Annotated in this window: 8 protein-coding genes and 1 pseudogene; 7 read left to right on the top strand and 2 right to left on the bottom strand. The window is 65.0% G+C overall.

Going from position 1 to position 14,423, the window contains the following annotated elements:
- Positions 1–30 precede the first annotated feature (30 nt).
- The 5 genes from ABIC65_RS01335 to ABIC65_RS01315 all read left to right on the top strand — a co-directional run bounded on the left by ABIC65_RS01335 (position 31) and on the right by ABIC65_RS01315 (position 8,514).
- Positions 31–987 (top strand): GDSL-type esterase/lipase family protein, encoded by a 957-nt coding sequence (locus tag ABIC65_RS01335; RefSeq protein ID WP_354306406.1) that lies wholly within the window; start codon positions 31–33, stop codon positions 985–987.
- 204 nt (positions 988–1,191) lie between these two features.
- Positions 1,192–4,239 carry a TonB-dependent receptor gene (locus ABIC65_RS01330; RefSeq protein WP_354306405.1) on the top strand — a complete coding sequence of 1,016 codons (3,048 nt, stop codon included), beginning with the start codon at positions 1,192–1,194 and terminating at the stop codon, positions 4,237–4,239.
- A gap of 110 nt (positions 4,240–4,349) precedes the next feature.
- The gene (locus ABIC65_RS01325; protein ID WP_354306404.1) at positions 4,350–5,849 is read left to right on the top strand and encodes a tryptophan halogenase family protein; all 1,500 of its coding nucleotides are present in this window, start codon (positions 4,350–4,352) and stop codon (positions 5,847–5,849) included.
- A gap of 43 nt (positions 5,850–5,892) precedes the next feature.
- Positions 5,893–7,464, top strand: a complete 1,572-nt coding sequence (locus ABIC65_RS01320) for a GH39 family glycosyl hydrolase (protein WP_354306403.1) — start codon at positions 5,893–5,895, stop codon at positions 7,462–7,464.
- A gap of 114 nt (positions 7,465–7,578) precedes the next feature.
- Positions 7,579–8,514: a 3-keto-disaccharide hydrolase gene (locus ABIC65_RS01315; RefSeq protein ID WP_354306402.1), complete on the top strand. Its 936-nt coding sequence runs from the start codon at positions 7,579–7,581 to the stop codon at positions 8,512–8,514.
- Between the two features lie 43 nt (positions 8,515–8,557).
- On the opposite strand, the pseudogene ABIC65_RS01310 reads toward ABIC65_RS01315, so the two are convergent.
- Positions 8,558–8,740 (bottom strand): annotated as a pseudogene (locus tag ABIC65_RS01310) (hypothetical protein); the annotation flags it as partial.
- A gap of 472 nt (positions 8,741–9,212) precedes the next feature.
- Positions 9,213–10,103 (bottom strand): alpha/beta fold hydrolase, encoded by an 891-nt coding sequence (locus tag ABIC65_RS01305; RefSeq protein ID WP_354306401.1) that lies wholly within the window; start codon positions 10,101–10,103, stop codon positions 9,213–9,215.
- A 438-nt stretch (positions 10,104–10,541) separates the two neighbouring features.
- Here ABIC65_RS01305 and ABIC65_RS01300 point away from each other — a divergent pair, with 438 nt between their 5' ends.
- Both ABIC65_RS01300 and ABIC65_RS01295 read left to right on the top strand, forming a co-directional pair.
- On the top strand, positions 10,542–12,089 hold the full coding sequence (locus ABIC65_RS01300) for an ATP-binding protein (RefSeq protein ID WP_354306400.1): 1,548 nt from the start codon (positions 10,542–10,544) through the stop codon (positions 12,087–12,089).
- Positions 12,086–14,401: a TonB-dependent receptor gene (locus tag ABIC65_RS01295; RefSeq protein ID WP_354306399.1), complete on the top strand. Its 2,316-nt coding sequence runs from the start codon at positions 12,086–12,088 to the stop codon at positions 14,399–14,401. The genes ABIC65_RS01300 and ABIC65_RS01295 overlap by 4 nt, the downstream gene beginning before the upstream one ends.
- The last annotated feature ends 22 nt before the right edge of the window (positions 14,402–14,423 follow it).

Genomic DNA, 14,423 nt, shown 5'->3' with positions numbered 1-14,423 from the left:
CGATCGCCCGCCGCAGGTTAGCGCTACCAGTTGCAGAAGGGAACCTCCCAGCTGAAATTTACTTTTACAGATAAATCGTTTCGGCGCTATTCTGCGCGGCGTAAGCTTCACGCGCATCAGGAGCAATATCATCATGGTGCAGATACTTGCTCGCCCTGCTGCGTTGCCGGGGTCGCCTTTCGCATGATCCGCGTTGCTGCAGCATTGGTAACGCTGCTGCTGGCCGGCGCTGCCGATCCACAGCATCCCTATCGCTCAAGTCCTGAAAGACGCATTGTCGACGATCGTCGCGAATGGGGTCCGTGGCTCGGCCCGTTCCGTGCAAAACTTGCGCCGAGCATGCTGCAGGATTTCGGAGAACGCTATCTCTACGCTGCCGCCAATGCCGCGCTGCCACCACCCAAGTGGGGCGAGGAACGCGTCGTGTTCATCGGGGATTCGATCACCGATGGATGGAATTTGGCTCGCAGCTTCCCAGGCAAGCCCTATGTCAACCGCGGCATCGGTAGCCAAGTGACGGCACAGATGTTGGTACGGTTTGAGCAGGACGTTATCGCGCTGCATCCGCGTGCGGTGGTGATCCTCGGCGGCGTCAACGATGTCACTGGTTTTCTCCAGATCGAGAGCGTCGAATCGATCGTCGCCAATATTGAAGCGATGGCCGATATTGCATCGGCGCACGGTGTCGCCGTGGTCCTCTGCTCGGTCCTGCCGGTAAACAACTATGGCGATGCCGCGCGCGCCGTCGTGAAGGAGCGCAAGCCTGCCGAGCTCCGTCAGATCAACGCGGCCCTCCGCACCTTGGCTGCCGAACGGCATTTCGCATTTGCCGACTATGCCGCCGAGCTCACGGACAGCACGGGCATGATGCGCGCGGACTATACGCGCGACGGCATTCACCCCCTGCCGGAAGGCTATGCGCGCATGGCGCCTGTGGCCAATCGCGCTATCCGCCTTGCGCTCAGCCGCTCACGCGCAATGCCTTGATATGGCAGGATATCCACGTTGTTAACGTGAACAGCTTTCACCAGTAAACCCCTGTTTCAGTTTATTGTTGCGATAAATCAGAGCTGATGGTAGCGCGAACATCGGGATGCCGGGACAACACCGGCACCGTCGCGCGGGCATGCGCCGTCATGCGCCGCCAAATCATCTGCGATCGGCGCCAACAGGCGCTCAGGGAGGGGACTCATGATCAGCCGCTTTTCGTCCATCCACGCTTCGTCGTTGACCGCTGCGCTCCGCGCTGGCGCATCATTGGCAACGCTGTCACTACTGGGTTTGTCGAGCACCGCGCTTGCCCAGACCGCCGCCGCCGCGCCACAGGGCAGCGAAGCCGCGACCCAGGACACCACCGCTGCCGACGGAGCCCAGGAAATCGTCGTCACCGGTATCCGCGCTTCGCTGCAGAGCGCGCGCAACCGCAAGCGCGACGCCGAACAGGTGGTCGACTCGATTACCGCGCAGGACATCGGCGCCCTGCCCGACCGCTCGGTTTCCGAGGCGCTCCAGCGCGTCCCCGGCGTCACGCTTCAGCGCACCAACGAGAATCGCGACCCGGCGCGCCTGTCTTCCGAAGGCGGCGGCGTCTTCATCCGCGGTCTGTCTTGGGTGCGTTCGGAGCTGAACGGCCGCGACGTGTTCTCGGCCAACAACGGCCGCGGCCTGTCGTTCGAAGACGTCTCGTCGGACCTGCTGGTCGGCGTCGACGTGTACAAGAATCCGTCGGCGGAGCTGATTGAAGGCGGTATCGGCGGCATCGTCAATCTCCGCACGCGCAAGCCCTTCGACGCGCCGGGCTATGTTTTCGCCCTCTCTGGCGACGCCAACTATGCCGACTTGCGCAAGAAGACTTTCTGGTCGGGCAACGCGCTGGCCAGCGGACGCTGGCAGACGCCGCTCGGCGAGATGGGCCTGCTGCTCAGCTATTCGATCAACAATATCGGCAACCGCACCGACAGCATCACTGCCGGCCGCTATGACCGCGGCACGCTGACCGCGCCGCAGGACGGCCTCGCCGCCGGCACCAATGTGTACATTCCCGCCGGCATGGGCTTCCGCCGTATCGACTGGCAGCAGAAGCGCACCGCGTTCGACGGCTCGTTCCAATGGAAGCCGAGCGACACGCTGCAGCTGACATTCGAAGCGGTGATCTCCAAGGCGACGCCGCACGACATCGAATATGCGGTCGGCGACTATGACACGCCATCGTCGGACAACAGCAGCTACAAGTTCGGCCCGAACAACGAGCTGCAGTCGGGCACCATCACCAACCGCAACCTGAACCTCGACACTCGCGCCGGCAGCCAGGACAAGAAGACCCAGGACTTCTCGGGCAATCTGCGCTGGACGCCGAACGAGAACTGGGCGGTCAGTGCGGACCTGCAGTACATTAAGTCGACCGCCAAGGTGTACAGCATGACGGCGTTTACCGGCGCCAGCATCCCGACGACGATCGCTTTCGACTTCAGCGGCGACGATCCGAAGATGACCTTCACGCCGACCAACAGCGCCCAGTCGCTCACCAACAAGAACGACTATTGGTGGGCCGCGGCGATGGACCACATCGAGAACAACGAAGCGCATGAATGGGCGACGCGCGCGGACGTGGAGTACACCTTCACCGACAGCGAGTTCCTGAAGTCGTTCCGCGTCGGCGGCCGCTTCACCGATCGCAACGCCACCACCCGCCAGAGCACCTATAACTGGGCAATGCTGTCGGCGCAGTATTGGTCGCTGGGAAGCCCCGTCTTCCTCAATCAGACCGGCCGGGCCGGCGGACCGCAGAGTGCCGGCCTGCCGGGTCAGACCTCGCTGATCAACTACAACAACTTCTTCCGCGGCAAGGTGCCCCAGCCGGGCGCCGGCTTCTGGTTCCCCGCGGCCAGCCTCGTCCAGAGCGGCACCGCCAGCGCGTACAACTATCTCAAGAACACCGAGATGCTCGACGCGAACGGCCAGCCCAGCGGCTGGAAGCCGCTGAGCGACGACTACAGCACCACGCCAGGCGGCATCAACAACCAGATCGAGCGGACCTATGCCGGCTATGCGCTGCTGCGCTTCGGCATGGACCAGAGCCCGATCGGCAAGTTCGACGGCAATATCGGCGTCCGCGTGATCCGCACGGAGAACGAGGCGACGGGTACGCCGATCTCGATCGCGGCCCCGACCTCTTCGCCCACCCTGTGCGTCGTCGGTACGCCGATCGCCACCGGTCCACGCGCGGGCCAGACCGTCAACGCCACCGACTGCGCCAATTACGCAGCAGCGTTCAAGTTCGCTGGCGGCACGATCACTCAGGCGACCGCCGGTAGCGGATCCTATACCGATGTGCTGCCCAGCCTGAACCTGCGCTTCTTCCTGAAGGACAATCTGCAGCTGCGCTTCGCGGCGGCCAAGGCGATCGTCCGGCCCACCTTCATGCAGCTCAATCCCTATGTGCAGCTGGGCTTCAATTTCGACTCGGTGACGGGCATCGCCACCGGCGTCGGCAGCAACGGCCGGCTGACCGGCTTCACCGGCAGCGCCGGTAATCCGAACCTGAAGCCCACCCGCTCGAACCAGTTCGACCTCAGCCTCGAATATTATTTCGGCCGCTCGAACAGCATCACGCTGGCGGGCTTCTACAAGGACATCTCGAACTACATTTTCGCCGGTGCGACGCAGCAGACCTTCACCTCAAACGGCCAGACGCTGACCTTCGACGTGACCCAGCAGACCAACGGTTCGAAGGGCAAGATCAAGGGCTTCGAGCTCGGTTACACCCAGTTCTTCGATATGCTGCCGGGTGCGCTCGGCGGTCTGGGCTTCAGCGGCAACTTCACCTTCGTCGATTCGTCGGGCGGCAAGAACACCGCGGTCAATGTGTTCGACTCCAACCAGACGACCAATGCCGGGCTCAGCCTGCCGCTGGAAGGCCTGTCGAAAACCTCGTACAACGCGGCCTTGGTCTATGAGAAGTACGGCGTCTCGGCCCGCGCGGCCTATAACTGGCGTTCGCACTACCTGCTGACCACGTCCGCCGCGAACCTGAACTATCCGGTTTGGTCGGAGAGCTATGGCCAGCTCGACGCGTCGATCCTCTACTCGCTCAACAAGCACATCAAGATCGGCGTGCAGGGCTACAACCTGCTCAATTCGCGGACCTTCCTCGACGTGGGCGATCCCAACCTGAAGCCGCGCTACAGCTGGACCGACACCGACCGGCGCTTCGCCTTCCTGTTCCGCTCGGTCTTCTAAGGTTCCTCCTCCTGCCCCCGGTGCCAGATGGTATCCGGGGGCGTATTTTATCGAAGGCGGATCGCGCTTAGGCTCGGCCGCAAGAACGTTGGAAACGAGAGGGTGGCGCGGTGGCCCAGCATATCCTGATCGCTGGCGGCGGCAGTGCCGGCTGGATGGCAGCGGCCTTGTTCGCGCGGCTGCGGCCGGCGCCCGACACGCGCATCACATTGGTCGAATCCGATGCGATCGGCACGATCGGCGTCGGCGAAGCCACCGTGCCGATCCTGCATGATTTCAACCGGTTGCTGGGCCTGCACGAGCCAGATTTCGTTTCGGCCACCCAGGGCAGCTTCAAGCTCGGCATTGAATTCGTCGGTTGGGGCGAAGCCGGCAACCGCCACTTCCACGGCTTCGGTGATTTCGGGGCCCCGATCGAGGGCGTCGCACCGCACCATCATTGGCATCGCCTGCGGGCCGCTGGACGCATCAGCGACCCAATAGACGCCTGGTCGATGCCCGCGTGCGCCGCCGCCCAAGACCGGTTCGCGCCACCCGAAGCGCTGCGCGGCGAAGCGGCCCAATATCGCTATGCCTATCATTTCGACGCCGGCCTCTATGCCCAGCTGCTGCGCAGCTATGCCGAGGGTCGTGGCGTAACCCGGGTCGAAGGTCGCATTCTTCAGGCCGACCGCAATCCGCAGACGGGGGACCTGACGGCCCTTCAGCTCGACGGCGATCGGCGCATCGAGGCCGACCTGTTCATCGATTGCACTGGCTTTGCCAGCCATTTGATGTGCGGAGCACTGGACACGAAGTTCGTCGACTGGTCGCACTGGTTACCTGCAGACCGCGCGCTCGCCCAAGGTTGCACGCGCGCTGGCCGGTTCACGCCCTTCACGCGCTCCACAGCGCAGGCCGTGGGCTGGCAATGGCGGATCCCGCTCCAGCACCGGACCGGCAACGGCCTCGTCTACAGCAGCGCCTATCTATCGGACGACGAAGCAGCCGCGCGGCTCGCCGGTCAACTGGACGGCGAAGCGATTGGCGACCCCCGCCCCCTGCGCTTCACCACCGGACGCCGCGAACGGTTCTGGGTGCACAATGTCGTCGCGATCGGGCTGGCGGCAGGGTTCATGGAGCCGCTCGAGTCCACCAGCCTTCAGTTGGTGCAGACCGGCCTTGGCCGCCTCGCCGAACTCCTGCCGAACGCCGGGCCCGCCGATCCCGCTATCGTCGCCGAATACAACCGCGAGACGATCGGCGAATATGAGCGGATCCGAGACTTCCTGATCGCCCATTATTGCATCAGCCGCAGGCCCGAACCCTTCTGGCGCGACATGGCGGCGATGGCGCTGCCGGACACGCTCGCGCACAAACTGGCCTTGTGGGATGCGAGCGCGCGGATACCACTCTACGAACTTGAATCGCATGCCGAAGCCAGCTGGGCCGCGGTGCTGCTGGGCCAAGGCCGCATGCCGCGCGGCCATGATCCCGCCGCCGACCGCCCGCCGCTGGATACCCTGCAAAAGGGATTTGACGCGCGCCGCAGCGCGTTGGCGGCAGCGCTGCCGCGGCTGCCCACCCACGACCATTTCGTCGCTCGAACCTGCCGTGCAGTTGCGGCGTGAGACCAGTGACAGCACGTCGATAGCAGAACGGGGAGACGATTTCTTGAAGCGTACGCATGTAACGACGGCTGCCGCCGGGCTGCTGCTCGGCCTAGCACCGACGCCTCTGCTGGCGCAGGTGCCGTCCCGCACCGTGCACGTGGATGTCGCGACCGCCCGGGCGCAGGTCGACCGGTTCTTCGATTTGTCGGTCGGCTCCGATTACCCCGGCACGCTCCGCCGCGACGACTCCATGGCGCAGCTGAAGACGGCGCATGAAGAGCTCGGCTTCCGCTACATCCGCTTCCACGCGATCTTCCACGACGTGCTCGGCACCGTGAAGCGCGAGAACGGCAAGATCACCTATGACTGGAGCGGCATCGACGCGCTGTACGACAAACTGCGCGCGCGGGGACTGAGGCCCTTCGTCGAACTCGGCTTCACGCCCGACGCACTGAAGACGTCCGACAATTCGATCTTCTACTGGAAGGGCAATACGTCGCATCCGGAACTGGGAGCGTGGCGCGACCTGCTCACCGCCTTCGTCCGTCACGCGCAGGAGCGCTATGGCCGGGAGGAGGTGCGCAGCTGGTTCTTCGAGGTGTGGAACGAGCCCAATCTCGACGGCTTCTGGGAAAAGGCCGACAAGGCAGCCTATTTCGACCTTTATGACGCCAGCGCGCGTGCCATCAAGGCCGTCGATCCGGCGCTGCGCGTAGGCGGCCCCTCCACTGCCGGCGCAGCCTGGGTGCCCGAATTCTTGGCGGACATGCACAAGCGCGGCACGCCGGTCGATTTCGTGACCACCCACACCTACGGCGTGGAGGGCGGCTTCCTCGACGAGCAGGGCAAGCAGGATACCAAGCTTTCCTCGTCACCAGACGCGATTATCGGCGATGTGCGCAACGTCCGCCAGCAGATCGCTGCCTCGCCCTATCCAAATCTGCCGCTCTACTTCACCGAATGGAGCACCAGCTACACGCCCCGCGACCTGGTCCATGATTCCTATGTGAGCGCAGCCTACATCCTCACCAAGCTCAAGGCGGTGCAGGGTATCGCGCAAGGCATGAGCTACTGGACCTTCAGCGACCTGTTCGAGGAGCCAGGCCCGCCGACCGCCCCCTTCGAGGGCGGCTTCGGGCTGATGAACCCGCAGGGCATCCGCAAGCCCGCCTGGTTCGCCTACAAATATCTCAACGCGCTGCACGGGCGTGAGGTGCCGACCGGCGACCCGCATAGCATCGCCGCGGTCGATGGCGCGAAGCTGGCGGTGGTGCTGTGGGACTGGCATCAGCCCGAGCAGCCGGTGAGCAATCGCTCCTTCTACGGCAAGCTCGTGCCTGCCAAGCCGGCGCCGCCTGCGTCGGTGCAACTGGCCCATCTGCGCCCCGGCAAGTACAGGCTGCGCTTGTTCCGGACCGGCTATCGTCACAACGACGCGTTCTCGGCCTATATCGACCTCGACAGGCCGAAAGCACTGACCGAGACGCAGGTCGCCGCGCTTCAGCGCCTGACCCGCGACCTGCCCGAACGCGACGCGACGGTAACCGTACCCGCCACCGGCACGCTGAGCGTGCCGATCGCGCTGCAGACCAATGACGTGCTGTTGCTTCGCCTGGAGCCGCTGGCACGCTGATACCATCCGCGCTTCGCACGGCGCAGGCGCGGGCGCGGGACGCCTTGCCCGCGCCGTGCGCCGCGCTACGCTCGGCACGCCATCGATTCACCCCGCCCACGAAGGATGCCCAAGATGCTCCGTATGCTCGCCCTTCTGCTTTCGCTGCCATTGGCGGGCGGTGACCAGGACTCCAAGGAACTGGCCCGCGCGCTCGCCGGACCGACCCGCGCGGCACCGGAGCATCTCACGCTCGTCGATCTGCCCAAGCCGACCGGGGAATCGATCGCCCTGTTCGACGGCAAGTCGCTGGACGGCTGGCAGCCCTGGCTCGGCTATGCGGATCCCGCGATCACCTATCGCGGCGATCCGGTTGCGGCGCCGATCGGCACGTCACGGGACACCAGCGGTGACTTCGCCGTGCGCATCATCAATGGTGAGCCGGCAATCTGGGTGAAGGGCGAAACCTGGGGTAGCCTGGTACACCGCGCCGACCTGCGCGATTATCACCTTCGGCTCGAGTTCAAATGGGGGCCTAAACGCTGGGCGCCGCGCGCGGCGCTGCCGCCGAACAACGGCCTGCTCTATCACACCCATGGCAGGCCGGGTGAGGTGTTTGGCACGTGGCAGCCGTCTGTGGAGTTCGAGATTATGCAGGGGTCGACCGGCATGCTGGTGATGGTGGGCAAGGCGCTCCGCGCGCGAACCAATGTCGCCTTCGATGACTCGCTGGTCGCCCCGCACTTGCGGTTCCGCACCGAAGGACGCGTGGTCGACATGATCAACGGGACCGCGACCTGGAATGTCGAGGCCGCGGTCGATGCCGAGAAGTCCGGAGGCGAATGGAACGTGTTGGATCTCTACGTGCTGGGCGATCGGGCGGTACATGTTGTCAACGGGGTGCCGGTTGCCGAAGCAAAGGACCTCGCTACAATCGGCTCTAACGGCAAGCGAATGGCGCTAACCCATGGGCGGATCCAGCTGCAATCCGAAGGTGCCGAGACCTGCTTCCGACACATCACTGTGGAACCAATCCGCAGCCTGCCGAGGATCGTAGCAGCGCGGGGTTGAGAAAAAGAGGTCGTGCCCTCTGTGGCTAGCGACATAGTTGACTGTTCACATAAGCGGCGGCTTGGCGAAACTGGCTGACGCGCGCGCGATGCGTGAAGTCTCCGCTTATGATCACCAGATCAGGCTGGCGCACCTGCAGCCAAGCCTCGGTCGCGGCCACAATCTTGGGGTCGTTGGCTCCAAAGTGGGTATTCGAAAGTGTCCAATAGCTGCCATCGCCGCTCAACGGCGATATGGCATAGGGGTTTCACGTCGTCCGACGGCGGCTACCCCCGGCCGCTTTTAGGGAGCGCGACGAAACCTTCGAGTGGCAGGAAGTGGGCGCGGTCCTGCCAAGCGGTTTCACGCCGACTAAGAGGCAGGTTTTGGCGAGAGCTGCCGTTAGACACCTCACGCAGGAACGGCAGGAATGTCCCAAAGCACGTCGATCTCGCTCCCGGCAACTCCCGACCAGCTTAAGCCGTTCCTATCAGCGGTTGGGAACGACCGCTCGGGCCGAAAGCGGCCATAGACAACTGTCGCCGCTCCATCGACGGTAGCGCCCTGAAATCGTGTTTCCGCACGGGCGGCTCCAGCCCCATTTTCAGCCAATTGCGTGGGGTCGAGCAGTCGCTGAAAGCGACCGGCGCCAGAACTTGGCTAAAAGGCGAAGACGCCCGTCCGCATGAACATGGCAGGGCTTCTACCGCTTTGGGTCATCAGCGGGGCGGACGTCCCCGAACGGCAGCGACGCCTTGCAGGATGCCATCAACGACGAACTTCGGGGCTTCATGCGGCAGGCCGTGCCCAGCCCGCCCCGCGACATTCTGTTGCGCGTTCGTTGATAGCGACAGGAACTCTCGCTGCATTCGCTGGGTCGCGTCTTCCAATCTAACAGCGATCGGTTCGGATAGCCCGGGGACCATTCGGAAGCGCGGGCTGTGCGTCAACACAATCACCGGCTTTTTGCCGAGCGAGCTGAGCTTGTGCGCCTCCACCCCGCTCACATGCATGTCCAACCGCTCCTCGTTCTTGCTCGGATCGCTTTGCATGCTGGTGAGGAACGATCGGGCTTCAGTAACGGCCGCCTCTTCATCCAGATTCGGGGCGGGCAGAAGTGCCAGCCAAGTAGAAAATTGGTCGGGATGAGTTGTGGACACCAATACTAACCCGGCCGTGTCAGCTGGGTACTGCGCCGCGAACACCTGAGCATGCAACCCGCCCACTGAGTGACCGACAAGAAGGTAAGGTCCCTTCACCCCTGCAGCTGACAATGCGGCATGTAGGTCGTGGGCGGCATCTAAGCTGGAGCGCGGCCCGGGCGGCGCCGGATCGCTCTGCCCGAGGCCAGCCCGATCATACAGGCAGACGCGGGTGACCGGTTCTACTTGCGCCGCAATGGCCCGCCATCCCGCATCCTCAACAGGTGCTGTTCCCATTCCCGCGTCGATCACTACCGTTGGCCTTCCTGCACCTTTGCAGGAAAGTCGGATGAAGCGTTCCCCAACATCGAAGCGCCCGTCGATCGGCCCTCGCTGGGGCTCGGCCATCACGCCGGACAAGCTGATGGAAATGCAGGACAGCAGTACTGCGACGGATATGGCACGCATCTGAAGCTCCAGATCATGAACGGCGATGTAAGCTGGCTAGCGAACGAAACACAACGCCTGCTTCAAGGCTAAACCCATTCAAAGCCGCCAGCCGCTTCCCACCCGGAACGCGAAATTCAGCACCGACGGCCCCCGACCATTGAAGCCGTCATGGCGTTCGAACGGCGACAGATTTTGGAAGCAGAAGGAGCCTAGAGATCTACGGCTGCTCGCATCTGATCGAGCTGGCATCAGTGATTTTCAACTCTTTGCCGCTCCCCTCAATCCGCGTAGAGGGAGCACTTGGGATCGGCAGAAAAGGTAGTGCGGCGTGAGGAAAATGGAGCAGGGGGCACGTCTTCCGGGCCACCATAGCCACACAAGCGGCGGCAGCGGCAGGTGAGTACAGTACCGACGGCCGTCTTCCCTGGCGAGGCCTACGCAGACCTACTACCACAATTGATCTTCGAGGCCGATCGCAGCGGCAAGATCCGCTTCATAAACAGCCGATACATTGAGCTCACTGGCGAAGATCGCGACCAAGCGGTTGCCGAGCAGCGCTGGCGCCATCGCATCCACCCTGACGACCTTCCGACGCTACTGGACGCGCTGGCGTGCGTGGAGCCGGAGGTGCAGGCCGACTTTCGCCTGCTCCATGCCGCAGGGGTGTATCGCTGGATGCGAGTCGTCGCCAAATCGTCCGCTGATGACCTCTGGTATGCCGTCGCAGCCGACATCGATGCGGAGCGCAGCGCCCGGCTCGAGTTGCAGGCGATCACCGATGGACTCGAAAGCCGAGTCAACCGGCAGGCCGCCGAACTCGCGCGCACCGAGGCGCGCTATTCGAGCCTGTTCGCGGTTAGCAAGATCGCCTTCGCCGAACAGGACATGGCCGCCGCAGCCGCCATCCTCCACCGGCTGAAAGCGGAGGGGGTGCAGGACCTGGCCGCCCATATGGCGACACATCCTGAAATGCTCGCCCAATGCGTCGCGGCGGTGCAGACGGTTTCGGTCAACGAAGCCTGCATGCGGATGCTGGGCTTCGACGATGTCGAAGGTGCTGTCGACCGTCCGGTGGACAAGACCGCCGAGGACATCGAGACGGTGCTGCTCCGCCAGTTCGAGATGATCTTCTACGATCGCGAGAATGTGGAGGGGCGGGTCGTCCTGATCGGGAGCAAGGGGCGGCGCGTGCCCGTCTTCTATTCGGTCACGCGGCTCGGCGACGAGCGCCAGCTCTCCAGCCTGGTCGACGTCAGCAGCCAGGAGCGTGTCGAGGAGATGCGTCGCGCGGCGCAGGCCGAACTCGCCCGCGCCAATCGCGTCGCGACGGTCGGCGCCTTTTCCGCCTCGATCGCGCACGAGCTGAACCAGCCGATCGCGGCGGTCAGCATGGACGCGACTACCGGGCTGCGGCTGCTGCAGCGCGAGGTGCCCGATGTGGAGAAGGCGATCCGCATCCTCGACCGGGTGGTCGAGACGACCCAGCGCATCGCCACGATCGTGCGGCACACCCATGACCAGATCACCAGCGGCCGGGAGGATCTGCGTGCGCTCGATCTCGGCGAGCTTGCGCGCAGGACCTGCGAGCTGCTCGCGCGCGACCTGCGCGACGGGGGCGTGGAGCTGCGCATGGAGGCCGCGGCCGTGCTGCCCGCGGTGATGGGCGACTTCATCGATCTGCAGCAGGTGCTGATCAACCTGATCAACAATGCGCGCGATGCGATGGCGGGAATGCAGGGAATCGCCAAAGTTGTGACGGTCGGCGTCCGGCCGGTCGAGGATCAGGTCGAGGTTTGGGTGGCGGACGTCGGCATGGGGATCAAGGAGGCCGATCTCGACCGGCTGTTCCAGCCCTTCTTCACCACCAAGCAGGGCGGCATCGGGCTGGGACTGCAGATCTGCAGCTCGACGATCCAGCGACTTGGGGGAAAGATGGCTGCGGCGAACCAGCCGGGGGGCGGGGCCGTCTTCCGCTTCCTGCTGCCGGCGGTGGCGGCGGAATGATGCGGTCTTCCGCGATCGTGCCGGTGCTGGCGGCAGCGACCGCCGCGGCACTCTCGGCCGGTGCCGCGCGCGCCCAGACTGCGGCCAACGCTCCTGTCACCGACGCCACGCCGGCGGAGATCCTGGTCACCGCCCGGGGCCGCGCCGAAGCGGTGGACACGGTGCCGATCGCGATTACCGTCGTCGACGCGCAGGGATTGGCACGCGCCGACGTGCAGAACATCGCCCAGCTCGACGCGATCGATCCCTCGGTCACCTTCCGATCCGCCAACATCGCCAGCTCGACCGCCAATCTGATCGTGCGCGGGCTGGGCACCACCGGCACCAATCGCAGCTTCGAAGGGTCGGTGGGGGTGTTCATCGACGGCGTCTATCGAAGCCGGGCGGCCGCGGCGCTCCAGGACTTTGTCGACATCGGCTCGGGCCAGCTGCTGCGCGGGCCGCAGGGCACGTTGTTCGGCAAGAATACCACCGGCGGCGCGGTGCTGCTGTCCTCCGCCAGGCCGTCGTTCGACGGGTGGAGCGGCTCGGCCGAGGCGAGCTATGGGTCGTACGACACGCTGATCCTGCGCGCGGCGGAGAATATCCCGCTGTCCGATCATGCCGCCGTGCGGATCGCCGGCACGGTGTCGCACAGCGACGGCTATTACACCGATGTCACGCGGAATCGACCGCTCAACGGCAGTTCGTCGCAGGCGATCAAGGTGCAGGCGTTGCTTGCGCCCGCGCCGTCGCTGTCCATCCGGCTGATCGGCGACTATGCCGAGGGGCAGGGCAATTGCTGCTACGCCACCGCGCAACTCGCCACGGGCCCCCTGCAGCCGCTGATCGACGGGCTGATCCTGGCCGGTGGGGGCAAGGTGCCCTCGCCGCGACCTGCCGATCGCGAGCAGAGCCTGAACGGCAACGGGCGCCAGACGATCAAGGATGCGGGCGCGGCGATGATCGTGGAATGGGCCGCGGCGGGCGGTACCCTCACCTCGACCACCGGCTATCGCTACTACCGGGTCAAGCAGACCGACATGGACCCGGATTTCTCCGGCGCCGACATCTTCCGTTATGACGAGGGCTTCCGCAGCAATTTCTTCTCGCAGGAACTGGCCTATGCGGCGAACATCGCGCCGCTCGGCGCCAAGATCGTCCTCGGCGGCTATTTCTCCGACGAGCGGCTGGCGATGGATCGCAAGCTTCCCTGGGCGGCGCAGGCGCAGCAGGTGTGGGACGTGGTCTTTGCCGGGCTGGGGCTGCCGCCCGGCACGGCCGATGCCGCCCCGGGCTTGATCGGCGACGAGGCGATGGGGGGCAGCGCGCGCTCCACCTCGCTCTTCGCGCATGGCGACGTTCGGCTGGCCGATCGCCTCTCGCTCGTCGCGGGGGTGCGCTACGCCATCGAGAAGCGCACCGGCCGCTTCGCCTATCGCTATTATCGCCCCGCCGCCGCCGAGCCCTTCCGGCTGCTCGGCGTCCAGCCTGGCCCCGCCTATGACGACGGGCGCCGCGACGATGCCGTCAGCGGCACGCTGGGGCTGGAATACCGGCCGTCGGACCGAGCGATGGTCTATCTGACCTATAATCGCGGCTTCAAGGCGGGCGGCGTCAACATCGATGCGAATGGCGCGGGCACACGCGCGAACAACCCCGCCGAGATGCCGGGCGGCGTACCGCTGAGCCCCGAATACCGGCCCGAGACGATCGACGCGTTCGAGCTGGGTGCGAAGCTGCGCTATCTGGGCGGCCGCGCGCGGACCAATGTGGCGCTCTTCTACTACGACATCGCCAGCCTGCAGATCGCGCAGTTCGTCGGGCTGCGGACGACCGTGATCAACGCCCAGGGGGCGACCGATTACGGCGCGGAGATCGAGAACCGCTTCCAGATCGCCCCGGCGCTGACGATCGAAGCCGATGCGAGCTGGATCCCGCACGCCCGCTATGGCCGCGGCGGCGGCATCGATCCGGTGCTGGCGGGCGCGCGCGTCCGCTTCACCCCCAAGCTCAGCACGAACCTGGCGGCGGTGCTCGACCAGCCCGTCACGCCCCGCTGGAACCTCACCGCGCGGGCGCAATATCGCTATCGCGGCGGGCAGTTCATCGACACCGCCGGCATCAGCCGGCAGGCGCCGGTCCATCTGGTCGATGCCAGCCTGGGCGTGCGCCTGCCCGCGTCGGCGCTGCGGCTCGACCTGCTGGTGAGCAACCTGTTCGACGTCACCTATGCCGAACAGGCGCTGGCGACGCCGCTCCAGTCGGGATCGGTAAGTGGCTTCTTGGGTGCGCCCCGCAATGTGCGAGCAAAGATTGCAAAGCAATTCTGAGATGCGCTCGTTCGGCGAACAG

It is taken from the genome of Sphingomonas trueperi (genome assembly GCF_040545665.1).
GTDB lineage: Bacteria > Pseudomonadota > Alphaproteobacteria > Sphingomonadales > Sphingomonadaceae > Sphingomonas > Sphingomonas trueperi_B.
This window is presented reverse-complemented; position numbering and strand designations above follow the sequence as displayed.